The organism is Luteimonas sp. MC1782, from assembly GCF_014164605.1.
Lineage (GTDB): Bacteria > Pseudomonadota > Gammaproteobacteria > Xanthomonadales > Xanthomonadaceae > Luteimonas.
Genome location: NZ_JACJFT010000002.1, coordinates 1 through 19,667 on the forward strand (window position 1 = coordinate 1; position 19,667 = coordinate 19,667).

Genomic DNA, 19,667 nt, shown 5'->3' on the forward strand with positions numbered 1-19,667 from the left:
TCCCTCGCGGGCCAACTTGCGCCAACGAGACAACATGAAAGGGTGGATGTAAAGCGACTCGGCAACATCGGCGACGGAGACGCCGGGAAGCTCACTCAGGCGTACTGCGGTGGCCTTGAAGTGGTCTGTGTAGCGATAGGTTGTTCGGGGGCCTGGCGTAGGCATAAAGACACTCCTGATCGTTAGGTCAGGGTGTCCACTGAAGCGAAGGAACTACCGTGTCGGCTTGAACGCATTGTTAGGCGCGCCCGCCCGACGTGTCAGACGCGAACTCTTTCACACCAGCAGCAGCGAGCTGTGCCCGTGCCTCCGGATCCTCCGCCACGACACGGTGAAGCGTATGAAACACGTATGTGCGGCACAAGCCTGGCCAAGCGACCAGCAGGTAGACCGCGCCTGCGGCCAGCCAGTCAGTTCGGGCCAAAGGCTTCCAGCCAGTGAAGTGTGCTGCGGCGGTGTAGCCAAGGACCAACAAGAGCACCCAGCGAAACCACGCCCAGAAGCGAGTTCCCCACAGCACGTTCTTGAAATGACGTACTTCGGATGCCGTTAGTTTCACTTCATGCCTCCATGCGGTGCGATAGCGCGCCTAACACCCAAGTTAAGCCGCGCCGCAGCGGGGCGTGAAGCACATGGCACGCTGTATCTGCCATGTGGTTTGCGACCCGATGCGGTGTCGGCTTGAACGCATTGTTAGGCCTGCGGCTCGCGCACACCCAACTGCTGAAGAAAGGTTGCGAGCGCATTCGCATCAATCTTGCGGCCTAAGCCAAAAAGATAGCTTTGGCCTGCCGTGGTTTGGAAGGTGACCACGGGGTGCTGCATATCCTCTAGCTTAGTGGTTCCAATCACGGCGGATCGTACTTGCGCTATTGGTATGACTGTGCGGCCGAAGGCGATGCGATCACTTGCGACAACGATGCTGTTTGGGAGGCGGGAGAACAGCCACATGCCTGGGAAGGCAATGAGAAAAGCGCCCGCCAGGGAGATTGCTACGAGAGCGGATGCGTCTCGTGCGCTGTCAGGGACAGCTACGGCTAGAAGAGCGAGTGAGAATAGCAGCGCGAACATTACGAATAGGAAGAAGGGGTTGCCGCCACGGGACGTACGAGCCCGTGCGCGTGCGAATGCGAATGGCTCAGTCCAGTGGAAACGTTGGTCGCGCGACATGTTCACCAAGCAGGCCTAACACTTAGTAGATTCCAGAAACGGAGTGTAATCCGTTCCTGACGCCGGTTGTCTGACGCACTCGACCCGCTGCAACCCATTCCAGATCAATCGCTTGGCTGATTTTTTTGGGCAACGCCTGCGGTAATGATTCCGGGAAATACCGCAGAAATGGAGTGCTATGTCATATCACCGCACGGATGCGGCGGTACCCGGTGCTTCGGGTGATGCCCCTCCATCCGAGGCCCCGCCTCCCCGCCTGCTCGACCAGGTGCGCGCCCGCTGTCGTGCCAAGCACTACAGCATCCGCACGGAGCGGGCGTATGTGGGCTGGGCGCGGCGGTTCGTGCTGGCCAATGGGCGCCGCCATCCGCGGGAGTTGGGGGCTTTGGAGGTCGAGGGCTTTCTGTCGACCCTGGCGGTGCGGCATGACGTGGCGGCCAATACGCAGAACCAGGCGCTGTCGGCGCTGCTCTTCCTCTACAAGGAGGTGCTGGGGATCGACCTGCCGTGGATGGAGTCGGTAACGCGCGCGAAGCGTCCCAAGAAGCTGCCGGTGGTGTTGTCGCACGACGAGGTGCGGCGCCTGCTGGCGCTGGTGGACGGGCAGGTGCGCTTGATGGCGTCGCTGCTGTACGGGGCGGGCATGCGCTTGATGGAGGCGGTGCGGCTGCGGGTGAAGGACGTGGATTTCGACCGTCGCGAGATCTGCGTGCGCAACGGCAAGGGAGGCAAGGACCGTCGGGTGCCGTTGCCGCGCAAGCTGGAGGTGGCGCTGCACGAGCAGCTGGAAAAGGTGCGCGTGCTCCACGCCCGCGACCTGCAGGCGGGGTGCGGCGAGGTCTGGCTGCCGCATGCGCTGGGGCGCAAATATCCCAATGCGGCGCGGGAGTTCGGGTGGCAGTACGTGTTTCCGGCCACGCGACTGTCGGCGGATCCGCGCACCGGTGCGCTGCGCCGGCATCACATCGACGAGGCGGTGCTGCAGCGCGCGGTCAAGTCGGCGCGGGTGGCGGCGGGCATCGACAAGCCGGCGACCTGCCACACGCTGCGGCACTCGTTCGCCACGCACCTCATCCAGTCCGGGCAGGACATTCGCACGGTGCAGGAGTTGCTGGGACACAAGGATGTCGCGACGACGCAGATCTACACGCACGTGTTGGGCCGTGGCGCGGGCGGGGTGTTGAGTCCGCTGGATCGGTATTGACGGCCTACCCGCGCGGCAGCGGCAGCCCGCGAAACGCCTTGACCGTGCGCAGCACGAAGCTCGAGTTCACGTCGCCCACGCCGGGTTGGCCGAGCAGGCGGTCGAGGAGGAAGCGCGAGAAGTGTTCGAGGTCGCGCACGGCGATCTGCAGCAGGTAGTCCATGTCGCCGGTGAGGGCGTGGCACGCCACCACTTCGTCCCAGGCGTTGACGGCGCTGGCGAAGGCGGCGACCGAGGTGGCGTCGTGGCGCTTGAGGCGGATCCGCACGAAGGCGGCGAGGCCGAGGCCGAGGTGCTCGGGGTCGACGTGCGCGTGGTAGCCGGCGATCACGCCGTCGCGCTCCAGGCGCTGCACGCGGCGCAGGCAGGCGGAGGGCGAGAGGTGCACACGCTCGGCGAGCTCGGTATTGCTCAGGCGGCCGCGGGTCTGCAGTTCGGCGAGCAGCTGCAGGTCGATGCGGTCAAGGTCGACGGTGGGCATGGGTCGGTTCCGTTGGGCCGTGGACGACGGGCGGGAGGAACGGCCCGCTTCGGGCTCGGGCCTGCGCCGGCGAAGGGTGACGTGGAGTTGGACGCCGCGCCGGCGAGCGCCGGTGCTCGAGCGTTCGCATTGCCACCGTATCTCTATTGTTGCGACAACATCGCTATACGCGGTTGAATGTTGCACGGAGTCGCGCTGTTGGCGCAACAGTCACATCCATGTTGCAGGATTTCGGCGTTAGAGTCTCCAGGTCGTGCTTTATCGCACCGTCTTTCGTGCCGGCCCTGCATCTGCCGCGCCGCCAGGAGTCCGCCATGTCCACCCAGTCCCAGCCGCGCCGCGTCGAGAACCTGCATACCGACAAGGGCAAGGTGCCGGTGTACGCGACGGGCATCGTGGCGCAGCCATGGGATGACTACTCCGCAGACGACCACGCGACGTGGGCGACGCTCTACGCGCGCCAGCGCGAGCTGCTGGTCGGCCGCGCCAGCAGCGAGTTCCTGCGTGCGCAGGATGCGATGGGCATGACCCCGGACCACATTCCGCGCTACGCGCAGTTGAACGCGGTGCTGGAGCAGGCCACGGGCTGGACGCTGATCGGGGTAGAGGGGCTGCTGCCGGAGCTGGATTTCTTCGAGCACCTCGCCAAACGGCGCTTCCCGGTGACGTGGTGGATCCGCCGGCCGGACCAGCTCGACTACATTGAGGAGCCGGACCTGTTCCACGATCTCTTCGGCCACGTGCCGTTGCTGATGAACCCGGTGTTCGCCGACTACATGGCGGCCTACGGGCGCGGCGGGGTGAAGGCGCATGCGATCGGGCCGGATGCGCTGCAGAACCTCACGCGGCTGTACTGGTACACGGTCGAGTTCGGGCTGATCCGCGAGGCCGAGGGGCTTCGCATCTACGGCAGCGGCATCGTGTCGTCCAGTGGGGAGTCGGTGCATGCGCTGGAGTCGGCGGCGCCCAATCGCATCGGCTTCGACCTGGAGCGGGTGATGCGCACGCGCTACCGCATCGACAGCTACCAGAAGACCTATTTCGTGATCGACAGCTTCGAGCAGCTGATGGACGCGACGCGACCGGACTTCACGCCGGTCTATGCGCGCCTGGCGACGCAGGAGGCGATTCCAGCCGGCACGGTGCTCGACACCGACACCGTGCTCCAGCGCGGCACCGGCGAAGGCTGGCCGACCGACGCCGACGCCTGAGGAACGCGTCGCCCGGCGATCGGCCGGGCGCGGCAGTACAGGGCCCCGCGCCTGACGGAGCGTCCGTCCCGCAGTGTTCCGCCCCGCGACCCGCCCGGCACGGGCGCGCGGGCGACAATACGCGCATGACTCCTCCCCAGCTTTCCGCCCTCGCGCGAGCGCTCGCACTTGCACTCGTCGTCCCCGCCGTGGCCCACGCCGCGCCGCCCGCCAGCCCGCGGCAGCCTGAGGCTCCGGCCCCCACCACCCTCGACCGCGTCATCGTTGAAGCCACCCGCCTGCGCACCGTGCCGGCCTTCGACACGCCCGCGTCCACCGCCACCGTGGATCTCTCCGGCGAGCGCTCCGACGCCAGCGCCGACGTCTCCGAGGTCCTGCGCGGCATCCCCGGCCTGCTCGCCCGCGACCGCCAGAACCTGGCGCAGGACACACAGCTCTCCATCCGCGGCTTCGGTGCGCGCGCGACGTTCGGGGTGCGCGGGCTGCGGCTGTACGCCGACGGCATCCCGGCGTCGATGCCGGATGGCCAGGGCCAGCTGTCGCATTTCAGCCTCGCCGGCGCGGATCGCATTGAAGTCTTGCGTGGGCCGTTCTCGGCGCTGCACGGCAACTCGTCGGGCGGGGTGGTGTCGATCCACAGCGCCGACGGCCAGGCCGGTGATCCGTGGCGGCTGCGGGCCACGGTCGGCAGCGATGGCACCTGGACCGGCGCGGCGCGGCTGCTCGGCGGCAACGACATCGTCGGCTACAACTTCGCGGTCTCGCGCCTGGATACCGACGGCTGGCGCGATCATTCCGCGGCGCGGCGCGACGTGGCCAACCTGAAGCTTGGCTTCGACCTGGGTGAACGCCGCAAGCTGAGCCTGGTGCTCAACCACGTCGACATCCCCGAGGCGCAGGATCCACTCGGGCTCACCGCGGCGCAGATGCGCGCGGATCCGCGGCAGGCGGTGGCCAATGCGTACGTCTTCGACACGCGCAAGAGCGTGCGCCAGTCGCAGGCCGGCGCGGTGTACGAGCACGGCTTGGGCGATGCGCACGCGCTACGCCTGTCGGCCTGGGGCGGCGACCGCGAAGTGACGCAGGTGCTGCCGATCCCGGCGGCGCCGCAGCGCAATCCGCTGCATTCGGGCGGGGTGATCGATCTCGACAACCGCTACGCCGGCTTCGATGCGCGCTGGTCGTGGAGCGGCAGCCTCGCGTCGCGGCCGCTGGAGCTTGCGGCGGGTGCGGGCGGCGAGCGCCAGCGGCAGCGGCGCCGCGGCTTCGAGAACTTCGTCGGCGACGCGCTCGGCGTGCGCGGCACGCTGCGTCGCGACGAGCGCAACGAGGTGGAGACCGACGACCTCTATGCGCAGGCGTGGTGGCAGGTCGCGCCGCGCTGGTCGCTGCTGCTCGGCGCGCGCCACAGCGAGGTCGGCTTCACCTCGAGCGACCGCTACGTTGCCGAAGGCAATCCCGACGACAGCGGGCGCGTCGACTATTCGGAAACTTCGCCGGTCGCGGGCGTCACCTTCGCGCCGTCGGAGCACCTGCGGCTGTACGCCTCGGTCGGACGCGGCTTCGAGACGCCGACGTTCAACGAGCTGTCGTACCGCGCCGACGGTGGCGCCGGCCTGGCCTTCGGGCTGCGCCCGGCGGTCAGCGACAACCACGAGCTCGGCCTGAAGTGGCGCACGCCCACCGGCGGCCTGCTCGAGGCGGCGCTGTTCCGCGCCGACACCGATGACGAGATCGCGGTGGCGACCAACGTCGCCGGGCGCAGCAGCTACCGCAACGCCGGCAGCGCGCGCCGCCAGGGTGTGGAGCTGTCCTGGCTGCAGCCGCTCGGCGACGCCTGGGACCTGCAGCTGGCGGCGACCCAGCTGGAAGCCGAGTTCCGCGGCGGCGCCATTGCGGGCGGCGGCACAAGCATGGCCGGCCGCATCCCCGGCGTGCCCGAACGCCACGCATTCGCGCGCCTGCAGTGGCAAAGCGGCGCCTGGACCGCGGCGTTCGAGGCCGAAGCCATGGGCGACGTGATGGTCAATGATGCCGGCACCGGGTCGGCGCCGGGTTACGGCCTGCTGCACGCCGAAGCCGCGCGGCGCTGGCCCACGGCGGCCGGCCCGGTCCGCGTCTTCGCCCGCGTCGACAATCTCCTCGACCGCGCCCACGTCGGCTCGGTGATCGTCAACGAAGGCAACGGCCGCTTCTACGAACCCGGCCACGGCCGCACCTGGCTCCTCGGCCTCGAATGGGAATTCGACCGCCGCTGACCCCTTTGCAGGCTCCACCCGCCCCTCCTTCGCGGCCGTCCTTCGCGCCTTCGCGAGAAACCCGCCCCTACCGGACAAGCTTGCGGCGACCCCCACCCCTGCAAGCCCCTCCACCTTCGGAGACAATGCCCCCCTCTCCCCACATCCACAGGCTTGCGATGTCCGGTCCCGTTTCCCTCACCCGCCACCTCATCGAGGCGCAGCGCGCAGGTCACATCGAGCCCGACCTGCGGCTCCTGATCGAGGTGGTGGCGCGCGCCTGCAAGTCGATTTCGGTGGCGGTCGGGCGCGGCGCGCTCGGCGGCGTGCTGGGCGATGCGGTCTCGGCCGCCGGCGGCGACAGCGTCAACGTGCAGGGCGAGGCGCAGAAGAAGCTCGACGTGCTGTCCAACGAGATCCTGCTCGAGGCCAACGCCTGGGGCGGCCATCTTGCAGCGTGCGCGTCGGAGGAGATGGAGCACTGCCAGCCGATCCCCGACGCCTATCCGCGCGGCGCCTACCTGCTGCTGTTCGATCCGCTCGACGGCTCCAGCAACATCGACGTCAACGTGTCGGTGGGCACCATCTTCTCGGTGCTGCGCTGCCCGGAAAACGTCGAGACGGTCGGCGACGAACACTTCCTGCAGCCCGGCACCGCGCAGGTCGCGGCCGGCTACTGCGTGTACGGCCCGCAGACCACCCTGGTGCTGACCATCGGCCAGGGCACGCATGCGTTCACGCTGGACCGCGAGCAGGGCGCGTTCGTGCAGACCCGCAGCGACATCCGCATCCCGGGCGAGACGCGCGAGTTCGCGATCAACATGTCCAACCAGCGCCACTGGGAGCCGGCCATGCAAGGCTACGTCAGCGAGCTGCTGGCCGGCCGCGAAGGTCCGCGCGGCAAGGACTTCAACATGCGCTGGGTGGCCTCGATGGTCGCCGACGTGCACCGCATCCTGACCCGCGGCGGCATCTTCATCTATCCCTGGGACCGCAAGGACCCGGGCAAGCCCGGCAAGCTGCGGCTGATGTACGAGGCCAACCCGATGGCGATGCTGGTGGAGCAGGCCGGCGGCGCCGCGACCGACGGCCGCGGCCGCATCCTCGACATCGCGCCGACCACCCTGCACCAGCGCGTGCCGGTGTTCCTCGGGTCGAAGGCCGAGGTCGAGGTGGCGACGCGCCAGCATTGCGAGCACGACGCCGCGCACGCGGGCGCGACCACCGCATGACCGCCGCGACCCTGTAGGCGCCACATGGCCGCGACCCGCGACTTCATCGAGGTCACCGCAGGCGCCCTGGATGCCGCAACCTGCGCGGCGATCGTGGAACGCATCCGCGCCAGCGACGCGCTGCAGCCGGGGCGCGTCGGCAGCGGCGTGTTCCCCGAGTTGAAGAAGAGCCGCGACATCGCGCTCGCCGGGCGTCCGGACTGGGTCGATGTCGAGCAGGCGCTCAATGTGGCGGTGTACGGTGGCCTGCTCGCGTACCTGCGGCAATACCCGCAGGCGCTGATCGCGCCGCTGATGCTGCAGCAGCCCGGTGCCGATGGCGCCCTGCGCCGGCTTGCGGCCGACGACATCACGGCGATGGACGATGCGGCGCTGGGCCGGCTGGCGATGACCTGCCTGCGCCCGGGCAGCGTGAACCTGCAGTGGTACCGCGCCGACGAGGGCGGCTATCCCTACTGGCACTGCGAGCTGTATCCGCGCGACGCGCCGTGCGAAACCCTGCACCGCCACCTGCTGTGGACGCTCTACCTCAACGACGGTTTCAGCGCAGGCGAGACCGAATTCCTGTTCCAGGAACGCAAGGTCGCACCGCGCACCGGCGACCTGCTGATCGCGCCGACGGCGTTCACCCACACCCATCGCGGCAACCGCCCGGCGCGCGGCGACAAGTTCATCGCCACCAGCTGGATCCTGTTCCAGCGCGCCGAAACGCTGTTCCCCGCCGGCGCCTAGCGCCGCAGCGCCTGCTCACTGCGGCTCGCGGCCGTGGTTGAGCACCAGCCAGTACAGCCCGACCTGCTTCACCGCCCACACGAACTGGCCGAAATCCACCGGCTTGCGGATGTAGCTGTTGGCGCCGAGCGCGTAACTCGCTTCGACGTCGAACGGTTCCCCGCTGGTGGTGAGCACCACCACAGGCAGGCTGCGCGTGCGCTCCTGGCTGCGGATCGCCTGCAGCACCTCGCGGCCGTCGACCTTGGGCAGGTTGAGGTCGAGCAGCACGATCGACGGCAGGTCGTCGGGATCGCGGTCGGCATGCGCGCCGCGTGCGAACAGGTAGTCGAGCGCCGCGGCGCCGTCGGTGACCACGGTGAGTGCGTTGGCGATGTTGGCTTCGGCGAACGCGATGCGCGTCAGTTCGACGTCGTCCGGGTTGTCCTCCACCAGCAGGATCGGGCGGGTGCTCACGGCGCGTTCCCCTGCCCGCCCTCCGGCGTGCCGACGCCACTGCCGCCGCGTGGCAGCGTCACCTGGAACGTGCAGCCTTCGCCGGCCACGGCGTCCGCGCTGATGGTCGCGCCGTGCCGTTCGGCGATGCGTTGCGCGATCGCCAGCCCCAGCCCGTGGCCCGCGCCCTCGTCCGCGCCGTGCAGGCGCTGGAACGGCTCGAAGATGCGTTCGCCACGCGCGGGATCGAAGCCGCTGCCATGGTCGCGCACCGAGATGCGCACGCCGTCGCCCACGTTGACCGCCGTCACCGCGACATGCACCCGGTCGCGGCCGCGCGAAAACTTCCAGGCATTGTCCAGCAGCTGTTCGAGCAGCAGCTTGAGCTGGCGCTCGTCGCCGCGCACGACGATGCCGGGCTGCACGTGGAGTTCGACCGCGCGCGCAGGGTCGGCATCCTGCAATTCGGCCAGCGTCCACTCCGCGAGCAGGCTGGCATCCACGTCGACCATGCTCAGCGGCGCGCGTGCGGCGCGCGACAGCGCCAGCAGCCCGTCGATCAGGGTGGACATGCGCGCGGCGGCGGCGCGCACGCGGGCGAGATGGTCGCGGGCGGTGGCATCCAGGCCGGCACTTGCATGCTGCTCCAGCAGCGCCGCGAAGCCTTCCACCGCGCGCAGTGGCGCGCGCAGGTCATGCGAGACGCCGTGCGAAAGCAGTTCGAGATCGCGCTGCGTGGCCGCGAGTTCCAGGCGGCAGGCCGCCAGCTGCTGCGCAAGATCGGAATCCGGCGCGGGCGCGCGGTCGTGCGGGTCCGCGGCGGGCATCGCGCCGGCCACGGCGTCGGTGCACGCGGACCGGTTGTGCGGGAGTGGCTGCGGCATGTGCATACGGTAGCAAGCCGCGCCGTGGACGAGGCGTATAGATCCGGTGAATGCCAAGCCCCCGGGGATGCGCGTGGAGCGCGGCTTGCGCTCGCGGCGCTTGCCGCTAGCCTGACGCACGGGCGCCGCCGCGGCGCGACGGGGGCATGGCATGTTGGACTGGTTGCGGGACGCCTGGCAGGCGCTGCTCGCCTTTCCCCACCTCGGGCTCTACCTGGGCGTGGCCTGGCTGGCGTACCTGGTGGTGCTGGGAGGCTGGATCATCCTGCAGAAGCGCGAGCCCGTGGCCACGTTGAGCTGGCTGCTGGGGCTGGCGCTGCTGCCCTACCTCGGCCTGCTGGTCTACCACGTGTTCGGGCCGCAGCGGATCCACCGTCATCGCCTGCGCCGCGCCAGGAGCCGCGGCAACGTGACGCATGGCGACGTCGACGCCGGACATGCCGACGGCGTGGAACTGGTGCGGCTGTCGCAGGCCACCACCGGCCTGCCGCCATCGTCCGCCCGCGACGTGCGCCTGCTGGTCGACGGCGCCGCGAAGTACAGCGCCCTGCTCGCCGACATCGCCGCGGCGCGCCGGCACGTGCACCTCGAGTACTACATCTACGAACCCGACCACACCGGTGCCGCGCTGCGCGATGCGCTTGTCGAGCGCGCGCGCGCCGGCGTGGCGGTGCGCCTGCTGGTGGATGCGGTGGGCTCCGGAGGCGCGCGCCGCTTCTTCCAGCCGCTGCTCGACGCCGGTGGCGAAGTGGCGTGGTTCCATCCGATGCGCCTCGGCCAGTTCTGGCGGCGGCCCTGGGCCAACCTGCGCACGCACCGCAAGATCGTGGTGATCGATGGCCGCATCGCCTACACCGGCGGCATGAACATCAGCGACGCCCAGGACGAGCGCCGCGGCGCTGACGCCTACCGCGACCTGCACCTCAGGCTGGAAGGCGACGTGGTGCGCGTGCTGCAGCTGGTGTTCGCCGAGGACTGGACCTATGCCACCGGCAGCCGCGACTTCCTGTCCGACGTCGCGCGTGAAACCCCGCATGAATCCGCGCCCGGCCCGATCCGCGCCCAGGTGCTGACCTCGGGCCCGGACTCGCCGTGGGAGGCGATCCACCGCCTGCACGTCGCCACCATCCACGCCGCGCGCAAGCGGGTGTGGATGACCACCCCGTACTTCGTGCCCGGCGAGGCGGCGATGATGGCGCTCACTTCCGCCGCCATGGCCGGGCTGGACGTGCGCCTGCTGGTGCCGCGCGAGAGCGACTCCAAGCTGGTCACGCTGGCCGCGCGCTCCTACTTCGGCGCGCTGCTGATGGCGGGGGTGAAGGTCCACGAGTACGGCCCGCGCCTGCTGCACAGCAAGACGCTGCTGGTCGACGACGACTTGGCGATCATCGGCAGCGCCAACTTCGACCACCGCAGCTTCCGGCTGAACTTCGAGGTGTCGGTGCTGTTCGACGACCCCGCGATCGCGGCTGAACTCGCTGCGCTGATCGAGGGCGAGATGGCAAGCGCGCCGCGCGTGCATCGTGGCCGGACCCGGTCGCTGCTCGGGGCGCGCATGCCCGAGGCGCTGGCGCGGCTGCTGTCGCCCCTGCTGTGATACCGCGACCGGCGGCGGCACGGGTCGCCCGGACGGCGCGCCGACGCGATGGCGGCGCGCGCGCCTGCGGTTAGACTGCGGCCATTGTCCCTGGCGGAGCCTGTCCATGCCCTGGTTGTTCCTGCTGCTGGCCGTGGCCGCGTTCGCCATGGCGCTCAACACCGCGTCGATGGCGCTGGCCGTGGCCTGCCTGCTGGCCGCGCTGGGTCTTGTGGTCGCTTGGGTGCTGGGCCTGCTGGCCCAGCGCGTGGGCAACCAGGCCCGCGACGACAGCATGATGCTCGACCCGGTCGAGCTGCGCCGACTGCGCGAGGAAGCCGAGGCGCGGCGCGTGGTCGCCGCCCAGGCGCAGCCGGGCGACGCGCCGGAATCGACCGGCGCCTGAGCCCGCCGCGCATGACCCTGCTCAGCGTGAACCTCAACAAGGTCGCCGTGCTGCGCAACTCGCGCGGCGGTGACCAGCCCGACATGCTGCGCGCCGCCCGCGCCTGCCTCGATGCCGGTGCCCACGGGCTGACCCTGCATCCGCGTCCCGATGCGCGCCATGCGCGCAGCGACGACGTGATGGCGCTCGCCACGCTGGCGGCCGAGCGCGGGGTGGAACTGAACCTCGAAGGCAATCCCTTCGCGGCGCCGCGGCCCGGCTATCCCGGCTTCGTGGCGCTGTGCCGCGCGGCGCGCCCGGCGCAGGCGACCCTGGTGCCCGACGACGACGGCCAGCTGACCTCCGACCACGGCTTCGACTTCGTGCGCGACGGCGAGCGCCTGCGTCCGCTGGTCGCCGAATTGAAGGCGCTGGGCTGCCGCGTGAGCCTGTTCGCCGATGCCAGCTGCGATGTCGAGGCGGCGGCGGCCACAGGGGCGGACCGCATCGAGCTGTACACCGGTCCGTTTGCCGATGCCCATGCCGCCGGCGACGCCAGCGCGGCGCTGGCCACCTGTGCCGGCACCTCGCGGCGCGCGCAGGCCGCCGGACTCGGCGTGAATGCCGGCCACGATCTCAGCCAGGACAACCTGGGGGATTTCCTGGCGGCAGTACCTGGGGTCCAGGAGGTGTCGATCGGCCACGCGCTGATCGGCGAGGCATTGCATGACGGGCTGGGGACGACCGTCGCGCGCTACCTGGCGATCCTGGACGCGGCCGGCGCCTGACATAAAAACGCCGCCCTTGCGGGCGGCGCGAAAACAGCAAGCGTCTCTCCCGACCGGCGCGCTGCAGGCGACGCCGGAGGGTCTTGCGTGGTTCAGTTCCTGACGAAACCGATCTTCAGCATCTGCGCGTTCTTGGCCTCGGCCAGCACCTTGGCCAGCGTGCCGTAGTCGGCGTCCTCGTTGACGTCGATCTCGAGCGTGGGCTGGTTGGACGGATCGCGCTCGACTTCAGCCTGCATCATGTTGCGCAGGGCCGAGGTCGGCGTGGGACTGTCGTTCCAGTACACCTGGCCCGACGCGTCGATCCGCAGGCGGATCGGCGGCGGCGGATCCACCGGGTTCACCGGCGGATTCAACGAGGGCTGCGGCAGGTCGATGTCGATCGGGTACGACAGCTGCGGCGCGGTGACCATGAAGATGATGAGCAGCACCAGCATCACGTCGCAGAGCGGGATGATGTTGATGTCGGCCATCGGGCCGTCACCGGAATTGGACGAAAAAGCCATGTGACTAACTCCGGATCAGTTGCTTTCGCGGGTGGCGACGAAGCCGACCTTGCGCATGCCCTGGGCCTGCGCGATGCCGACGACCTGCTTCACCACGCCGTACTTCGTGGTCTTGTCGCCGCGGACGTTGACCGGCGGCTGCGGGGTCTTCTGTGCCTCGACCGACAGTGCGCTTTCGAGCAGCTGCAGGGTGACCGGCTGGTCGTTGAGGAAGATCTCGCCGTCTTCGGTGACCGCGATGGTGATCGGCGGAGCCGGCGGTGCCGTCTCCGGCCGCTCATCCAGGTTCGCCTGTGGCAGCTCGACCTGGACCTTGTGGGCCATGAGTGGTGCCGTGACCATGAAGATGATCAACAGCACCAGCATCACGTCGACCAGCGGCACGATGTTGATCGTGGCGTTGACCTTGTCATGGCCGCTACCGCTTGAACTGTAAGCCATGTCGGGACTCCCTCAATACCTGGCGATCAGCGCTTCTGCTCGCCGACGCGCGAGCCGGTGGCGAAGAAGTCGTGCAGGTCGTGCGCGAAGGTGTCGAGCTTGTTGTTCGTCGAGCGGTTCAGGCGCACGAAGAAGTTGTAGCCAAGCACGGCCGGGATCGCGACGCCCAGGCCCAGCGCGGTCATGATCAGCGCCTCGCCGACCGGACCGGCAACCGCGCCGATGTCGGCCTGGCCGCTGGCGCCGATGCGGATCAGGGCGCGGTAGATGCCCCACACGGTGCCGAGCAGGCCGACGAACGGCGCGGTCGAACCGACGGTGGCGAGCACGGTCAGGCCGGCCTCGAGCTTCAGCGACTCGCGGGTCACGCCCTGGCGCAGCGCGCGGTCGACGAACTCGGAGCGGTTGAGCGACTCGACCAGGCGCGAACCTTCGTGGCGCTGGTGGTGCGCCGCGGCCAGGGCGGCGTCAAGCGCGACCTTGGAGAAGGGCTCGCTCTTGCGCTGCTCTTCCATGTGGCGGATCGCGTCCTGCGCGTTCGGGGTTTCCCAGAACGACTGGATCACGTTGTCCGAGGACGCACGCAGGCGCGCGTTCTTGATGGCGTTGAAGATGATCCAGTAGATGGACATGGCCGACATGACGACCAGGGTGATGAGCACCACCCAGCCGACTGCGTCCATATGCTGGACCATGTCCGCGAAACCCATCTGCTGGAGCGCAGCGGCGTTGCTGCCGCCGGAGGCCGGGATGTTCGAAGTTTCCTGCAGCATGACGCTTACCTTCTAGATGTTGTGATTTGGATAGTTTGGATCGGTTATAGCCGGTAGAGCGATGGAACAGCGTGAGGCGCGGCCAGGGCCGCGACCCGGGTCAGAGCACGAAATCAACCGGGACGCGCACGCGGCCCGAGGTGGCGACGCCATTGACGATTTCCGGGTTGAAGCGCCACTTGCGCGCGGCGTCCACCGCGGCACGGTCCAGGTCGCGGTTGCGGCTGGATTTCTCGACCGACACGTTGGTGACGTTGCCGTTGGCATCGACGTCGACGATCAGGATGACCTGGCCCGTCACGCCGGCACGCAGCGCCGCCGGCGGGTACTTCGGCGGATTCATGCTCTTCGACGACGGGTCCACGCTGGCGCCGATCGACGGCGTGGGCGCGGGCGGCGCAGGCGGGGCGGGCGGCGGCGCGGGCACGTCGATCGGCGACGGGTCGTCGAAGATCACAGGCGGCTGTTCGGGCGGCGGGGGCAGCGGCGACGGCGACGGCGGCACCAGCTCCTTGATGGGCTTGGGCTCGGGCGGCTGTTCCGGCGGCGGCGGCGGCGGCGGGGGCGGCGGCGGCGGCTCGATGATCACCACGCGCGTGACCTCTTCGGCCTCCGCTTCGGCACCGGGCGGATTGACCGGCGCCAGCAGCAGCAGGACGGCCGCGGCGTGCAGCGCGACAACCATGGTGAAACCGGTGATCCGTGCCCAGTTCAGGCCCTCGTCCTGGTCGTCGTTCCGGTTCGAGGTCGTGGAGGCTTGCGTCATGCGGGGAACTCAAGTCTGGCCGGGCAGGAAGCGCCCCGAATATTGTCGTATCCGCGCCGCTTGTTCAGCGCGGGAATTTCCAAGCTTATACCAATCGTGGCTGCCAGTACCAACCTGGCCAGCACGTGATCGGAGGTGCGCCTCAGCGCTTCAACAGCGCCCGCGCTTCCTCAGGGCGCTTGACGCCCTTGTCCAGCGCCTTCTGCGCGGCATCCTTGGATTCGGCGCTGCGGCCTTCATTGGCCAGCACCTTGGCGAGGTTGAGCCAGGTTTCGCCATCGGCGGCAAGCGGCGCGGCCTTCTGGTAAGCCTTGATCGCCTCGCCGTACTGGTCGCTGAAATAGTACGCCTGCGCCAGTGCGTTGTAGGTCTGGTGGTCGGGCTTGAGGATCTGCTTGTCCAGGCCCTCGGTGATCACCCCGGCGGCTTCGCGCTCCTTGCCCTCGCTGTTGAGGTACAGCGCCATCAGGTTGCGGTAGTCGCGCTCCTCGGTGAGTTCACCGGCCTTGCGCAGGCGCTCGTAGACCTCGATGGCGCGCGGTGTGTCGTCGGACTGCAGGTAGATGTTGGCGAGGTTGAGCTGGGCACGCCTGTCGCCGGGTGACTGGGCGGCCACCTGCTCGGCAAGCTGCGCGGCTTCGGCGGGACGGCCCGCCTCCGCGTATGACGCCATCAACAGCTGGACCCAGTCGGGCCGTGCCTGCGGGTTGCCATCGATCACCGGCTTCAGCGCCGCGATCGCCTCGTCGTAACGCTCGAGGCGATACAGCGAATTGCCGCGGATCACGTGGTACTCGGGATTGGTGGTCTTTGTTTCGGCGATCACGCGGTCGAGGGTGACGAGGGCACCGGCGTAGTCGTCTTCCTGCAGCTGCAGCTGGGCAAGCATGACCAGGGAGCCGTAGTGGTCGTTGTTCTTCAGGCCGTTCGCCTCGACCGCCTGGCGCAGGTAGTCCTTGGCGCGCTCGGTGTCGGTATCCACGTAGAGATCGGCCATCAGGCGCATCACGATGGCGCGCTCGTACGCGTTGGCTTTGGGATTGGCGATGATCTCCGCGGCGATGGGCTCGGCGGCGGCCACGTCCCCTGCCTCGTGGGCTTCGGAAATCTTGTTGATCCTCGCGCCGATGCGCTGGCTGGCGCCGAGTTCCGGTTCAACGCGGGTGGCTTCGGGGAACTGCGCGGCGGGCTTGGCGGCCTCCGCCTTCGCAGCTTCGGCGCGCGCGCGGCGCTCGCTGCTGCGCTGCGCGTTGGCGTCGCCAACCGTCATGACGAGCAGGGCGGCGGCGATCGCCGTGGTCAGCAGGCGGCTGGAGTTGGAAACGGACATCGGGAACACCCTTCAGGTTGAGGCTGCCGGATGACGCGGGCGCCTTGGTACAAACGGGTCGGCAAAGCTAACAGAAGAATATGACAGCCGCGAGCGTCCGGAGGTCCACTGGCAGCGGCGCTCAGCCGCAGGCTGGACGACGCCCGGCGCTGCGCGCCTGCTCCCAGGTGGGCACCAGGCCGACGGCGCGCGACTGCAGCTCGCCGATGCGGGCGCTGGGGTCCGGATGGGTCGACAGCCACTGCGGTGCGCGACCGCCGCCGCTGGCCGACATCATGTTCTGCCACAGGTTGACCGCCTGGCGGGGATCGAAGCCGGCCTTGGCCATGAGCTGCTGGCCGACCACGTCGGCCTCGCTTTCCTGCACCCGCGAACCGGGCAGCAGGAACGCGGTCTGCAGCGCGGCACCGCCGAGCTGGTTGGTGGTCTGGCTGGCACCCTCGCCGTAGCGCGAACCGAGCACCGCGCCGACCACGCCGAGGCCGGCCTGCGCCCCCATCTGCCGGGTGATGCGCTCGTCGTGGTGGTGGGCCACGACGTGCCCGACCTCATGCGCGATCACCGCGGCCAGCTGGTCCTGGGTCTTTGCGACCGTGAAGATGCCGGTGTACACGCCCACCTTGCCGCCGGGGAGCGCGAAGGCGTTGGGGTTGTTATCCACGAACACCGCGGACTCCCAGCCGATGCGCTGCTGGTCGGCCGGCAGCTCACGCACGATGGCATTCACCACGCAGCTTACATAGCGCTTCTGCGCGGCGTCGGTGGACTGCCGGAGCTGCGCCTTCTGCTCGGCGAAGGCCTGCGCGCCCATGGCGTCGAGCTGCGTCTGGGACACGGCGCCGACGTACTGGGTGCGCCCGGTCGGCGAGGTCGTGGTGGCACAGGCCGCCGTGAGGCAGGCGATGGCGACAGCGGTGGCGGCAGTGATCGGCGAGGTCCGCATGGGGAGTTCCTTGAATGGGTCATGCGGTTGTAGACCGGCTTGCCTGAAGGCGGCGTCAACTCCCCCGCGGGCCTGCACACTCACACGTCGAGGTTGGTGGCGCGCAGGGCGTTGTCCTCGATGAACGCGCGCCTGGGCTCCACCACGTCGCCCATCAGGGTGCTCAGGATCTGGTCGGCGGCGACCGCGTCCTCGATGCGCACCTGCAGCAGCCGGCGGGTCTCCGGGTTGACCGTGGTTTCCCACAGCTGCTCCGGGTTCATCTCGCCGAGGCCCTTGAAGCGCTGGATCTGGCGGCCCTTCTTGGCCTCGTCGAGCAGCCAGGCCTGCGCCTGGGCAAAGCTCGACACCGCCTGGGTGCGGTTGCCACGGACGATCTGCGCGCCTTCGCGCACCAGGCCGTTGAGCAGCGCCGCGGCGTCGCGCAGGGCGCGCAGCTCGCCGCCCTCGAAGGCCGAGAACGGCAGCACCTGCACGTTTTCCAGGCCCATGTGCCGGCGCGTGACCAGCAGCGCCGCCGGCCGCTCCTCGTCGCCAGCCTGGAATTCCAGCGCGTAGCGCGGCTGGCCCAGCCCGCCACGGTTGAGCCGCGCCTCGAGCACGTCGAGCTCGTGGCGCTCGTCGGTGTTCTCGGCCAGGCGCTCGGCGTCAAGCGGGGTGTAGTCGATCAGCGCCTCGAGCACGTTGGGGTCGTAGCGGTGGGTGTTGCGGACGATGGTCTCGCGCGCGCCGGCAAACGCCAGCAGCAGCTTCTCCAGCGCCATGCCCTCGACGGCGGGCTCGCCGGTGGCGGGCACCAGCGAGGCGCCTTCCACGGCGTTGCCGGCGAGGTAGGCGTCGAGCGCCGCATCGTCCTTCAGGTACAGCTCGGTCTTGCCCTGCTTGATCTTGTACAGCGGGGGCAGGCCGATGTAGATGTGCCCGCGCTCGATCAGCTCCGGCATCTGCCGGTAGAAGAAGGTCAGCAGCAGCGTGCGGATGTGCGAGCCATCGACGTCGGCGTCGGTCATCAGGATGATGCGGTGGTAGCGCAGCTTGTCCGGGTTGTACTCGTCCTTGCCGATGCCGGTGCCGAGCGCGGTGATCAGCGTGCCGACCTCGGCCGAGGCGAGCATGCGGTCGAAGCGCGCCCGCTCGACGTTGAGGATCTTGCCCTTGAGCGGCAGGATCGCCTGGGTCTTGCGGTTGCGGCCCTGCTTGGCGGAGCCACCGGCCGAGTCACCCTCGACGATGAACAGTTCGCTGAGCGCCGGATCCTTTTCCTGGCAGTCGGCGAGCTTGCCGGGCAGGCCGGCGATGTCCAGCGCGCCCTTGCGGCGCGTCAGGTCGCGCGCCTTGCGCGCAGCCTCGCGGGCGCGGGCGGCATCGACGATCTTGCCGGCGATGGCCTTGGCCTCGGCGGGGTTTTCCTGGAGGAATTCCTCGAGCTTGGCGCCGAAGGTGTGCTCCACCACCGGGCGCACGTCGGAGCTGACCAGCTTTTCCTTGGTCTGCGACGAGAAGCTCGGATCAGGCACCTTCACCGACAGCACCGCGATCATGCCTTCGCGCATGTCGTCGCCCGACAGGCTGACCTTGGCCTGCCTGGCGATGCCGTTCTGCTCGATGTAGTTGGTCAGCGTGCGCGTGAGCGCGGCGCGGAAGCCGATCAGGTGGGTGCCGCCATCCTTCTGCGGGATGTTGTTGGTGAAGCAGAACATCGTTTCCTGGTAGCTGTCGGTCCACTGCAGCGCGACGTCCACGGTGATGCCGTTTTCCTCGCCGGTGACCGAGATCACCTTGGGGTGCAGCGCCGTCTTGAGCTGCGCCAGGTGCTCGACGAAGGAACGGATGCCGCCCTCGTACTCGAACACGTCGCGGCGCGGCTCGCCGCGTTCGTCGGCCAGGGTGATCTTGACCCCGGAGTTGAGGAACGACAGCTCGCGCAGGCGGCGGGCGAGGATTTCGTAATGGAACTCGACGTCGCTGAAGATGTCGACCGCCGGCCGGAAGCGCAGCAGCGTGCCGCGGCGCTGGGTGGCCTCCATCTGCTTGAGCCGGTACAGCGGCTCGCCCAGTGCGTATTCCTGGCGGTAGTGGAAGCCGTCGCGCCAGATGTCGAGGCCGAGGTGCTCGGACAGGGCATTGACCACCGACACGCCCACGCCATGCAGGCCGCCGGAGACCTTGTAGCTGTTGTCGTCGAACTTACCGCCGGCGTGCAGCACGGTCATGATGACCTCGGCCGCCGACACGCCCTCTTCCTTGTGGATGTCCACCGGGATGCCGCGGCCGTTGTCGGACACCGACACCGAGCGGTCCTCGTGGATGGTCACCACGATGTCGTCGGCGTGGCCGGCCAGCGCCTCGTCGATCGCGTTGTCGACCACCTCGAACACCATGTGGTGCAGGCCGGTGCCGTCATGGACGTCGCCGATATACATGCCCGGGCGCTTGCGGACGGCCTCGAGGCCGCGCAGCACGGTGATCTTGCTGGAGTCGTAGCTGCTGGCGCCGCTATCGGGGGTACTGACGGTCTGGTCGGTCATCGAATGCTTCTGGCCCTTCGGGATGCCCCATCCGTGCCTGCCGCG

At 69.0% G+C, this 19,667-nt stretch carries 19 protein-coding genes; 8 read left to right on the top strand and 11 right to left on the bottom strand.

What is annotated here, in order from left to right; genetic code table 11:
• Window positions 1-165: transposase (locus H5368_RS09445; RefSeq protein ID WP_182823976.1), on the bottom strand; the 165-nt coding region annotated here is incomplete at its 3' end.
• Window positions 166-1,348: 1,183 nt separating this feature from the next.
• On the opposite strand from H5368_RS09445, the gene H5368_RS09455 reads away from it, so the two are divergent.
• On the top strand, window positions 1,349-2,374 hold the full coding sequence (locus H5368_RS09455; RefSeq protein ID WP_182823980.1) for an integron integrase: 1,026 nt from the start codon (window positions 1,349-1,351) through the stop codon (window positions 2,372-2,374).
• A gap of 4 nt (window positions 2,375-2,378) precedes the next feature.
• On the opposite strand, the gene H5368_RS09460 is transcribed toward H5368_RS09455, so the two are convergent.
• Window positions 2,379-2,855, bottom strand: coding sequence for an Lrp/AsnC family transcriptional regulator (locus H5368_RS09460; protein ID WP_182823982.1), 477 nt, complete (start codon window positions 2,853-2,855; stop codon window positions 2,379-2,381).
• Between the two features lie 314 nt (window positions 2,856-3,169).
• Here H5368_RS09460 and phhA point away from each other — a divergent pair, with 314 nt between their 5' ends.
• The 4 genes from phhA (at window position 3,170) to H5368_RS09480 (ending at window position 8,267) form a co-directional block, all read left to right on the top strand.
• Entirely contained in the window at window positions 3,170-4,066 is an 897-nt protein-coding gene (gene phhA / locus H5368_RS09465) for a phenylalanine 4-monooxygenase (protein WP_182823984.1), read from the top strand.
• A gap of 125 nt (window positions 4,067-4,191) precedes the next feature.
• Window positions 4,192-6,324, top strand: coding sequence for a TonB-dependent receptor (locus H5368_RS09470; protein WP_182823986.1), 2,133 nt, complete (start codon window positions 4,192-4,194; stop codon window positions 6,322-6,324).
• 158 nt (window positions 6,325-6,482) lie between these two features.
• On the top strand, window positions 6,483-7,535 hold the full coding sequence (locus tag H5368_RS09475; RefSeq protein WP_182823988.1) for a class 1 fructose-bisphosphatase: 1,053 nt from the start codon (window positions 6,483-6,485) through the stop codon (window positions 7,533-7,535).
• Window positions 7,536-7,559: 24 nt separating this feature from the next.
• Complete coding sequence (locus tag H5368_RS09480; protein WP_182823990.1) at window positions 7,560-8,267, top strand: 2OG-Fe(II) oxygenase; 708 nt, start codon at window positions 7,560-7,562, stop codon at window positions 8,265-8,267.
• 15 nt (window positions 8,268-8,282) lie between these two features.
• On the opposite strand, the gene H5368_RS09485 is transcribed toward H5368_RS09480, so the two are convergent.
• Window positions 8,283-8,723 (bottom strand): response regulator, encoded by a 441-nt coding sequence (locus H5368_RS09485; RefSeq protein ID WP_182823992.1) that lies wholly within the window; start codon window positions 8,721-8,723, stop codon window positions 8,283-8,285.
• Window positions 8,720-9,586: an ATP-binding protein gene (locus H5368_RS09490; RefSeq protein WP_182823994.1), complete on the bottom strand. Its 867-nt coding sequence runs from the start codon at window positions 9,584-9,586 to the stop codon at window positions 8,720-8,722. The genes H5368_RS09485 and H5368_RS09490 overlap by 4 nt, the downstream gene beginning before the upstream one ends.
• 151 nt (window positions 9,587-9,737) lie before the next feature.
• Here H5368_RS09490 and cls point away from each other — a divergent pair, with 151 nt between their 5' ends.
• The 3 genes from cls to H5368_RS09505 all read left to right on the top strand — a co-directional run bounded on the left by cls (window position 9,738) and on the right by H5368_RS09505 (window position 12,335).
• On the top strand, window positions 9,738-11,183 hold the full coding sequence (gene cls, locus H5368_RS09495; protein WP_182823996.1) for a cardiolipin synthase: 1,446 nt from the start codon (window positions 9,738-9,740) through the stop codon (window positions 11,181-11,183).
• Between the two features lie 106 nt (window positions 11,184-11,289).
• Window positions 11,290-11,568: a hypothetical protein gene (locus tag H5368_RS09500; RefSeq protein WP_182823998.1), complete on the top strand. Its 279-nt coding sequence runs from the start codon at window positions 11,290-11,292 to the stop codon at window positions 11,566-11,568.
• Between the two features lie 11 nt (window positions 11,569-11,579).
• Complete coding sequence (locus H5368_RS09505) at window positions 11,580-12,335, top strand: pyridoxine 5'-phosphate synthase (RefSeq protein ID WP_182824000.1); 756 nt, start codon at window positions 11,580-11,582, stop codon at window positions 12,333-12,335.
• Between the two features lie 92 nt (window positions 12,336-12,427).
• Here H5368_RS09505 and H5368_RS09510 read toward each other — a convergent pair whose 3' ends face one another.
• The 7 genes from H5368_RS09510 to gyrB all read right to left on the bottom strand — a co-directional run bounded on the left by H5368_RS09510 (window position 12,428) and on the right by gyrB (window position 19,622).
• Window positions 12,428-12,841: a biopolymer transporter ExbD gene (locus H5368_RS09510; protein WP_182824002.1), complete on the bottom strand. Its 414-nt coding sequence runs from the start codon at window positions 12,839-12,841 to the stop codon at window positions 12,428-12,430.
• Window positions 12,842-12,856: 15 nt separating this feature from the next.
• Complete coding sequence (locus H5368_RS09515) at window positions 12,857-13,282, bottom strand: biopolymer transporter ExbD (RefSeq protein WP_182824004.1); 426 nt, start codon at window positions 13,280-13,282, stop codon at window positions 12,857-12,859.
• A gap of 26 nt (window positions 13,283-13,308) precedes the next feature.
• Complete coding sequence (locus tag H5368_RS09520; RefSeq protein ID WP_182824005.1) at window positions 13,309-14,055, bottom strand: MotA/TolQ/ExbB proton channel family protein; 747 nt, start codon at window positions 14,053-14,055, stop codon at window positions 13,309-13,311.
• Between the two features lie 100 nt (window positions 14,056-14,155).
• Window positions 14,156-14,821, bottom strand: a complete 666-nt coding sequence (locus H5368_RS09525) for an energy transducer TonB (protein ID WP_182824007.1) — start codon at window positions 14,819-14,821, stop codon at window positions 14,156-14,158.
• A gap of 142 nt (window positions 14,822-14,963) precedes the next feature.
• On the bottom strand, window positions 14,964-16,151 hold the full coding sequence (locus H5368_RS09530) for a tetratricopeptide repeat protein (RefSeq protein WP_182824009.1): 1,188 nt from the start codon (window positions 16,149-16,151) through the stop codon (window positions 14,964-14,966).
• A gap of 121 nt (window positions 16,152-16,272) precedes the next feature.
• On the bottom strand, window positions 16,273-17,094 hold the full coding sequence (locus H5368_RS09535; RefSeq protein WP_182824011.1) for a M48 family metallopeptidase: 822 nt from the start codon (window positions 17,092-17,094) through the stop codon (window positions 16,273-16,275).
• Between the two features lie 80 nt (window positions 17,095-17,174).
• The gene (gene gyrB / locus H5368_RS09540; protein WP_182824013.1) at window positions 17,175-19,622 is read right to left on the bottom strand and encodes a DNA topoisomerase (ATP-hydrolyzing) subunit B; all 2,448 of its coding nucleotides are present in this window, start codon (window positions 19,620-19,622) and stop codon (window positions 17,175-17,177) included.
• Window positions 19,623-19,667: the final 45 nt, after the last annotated feature.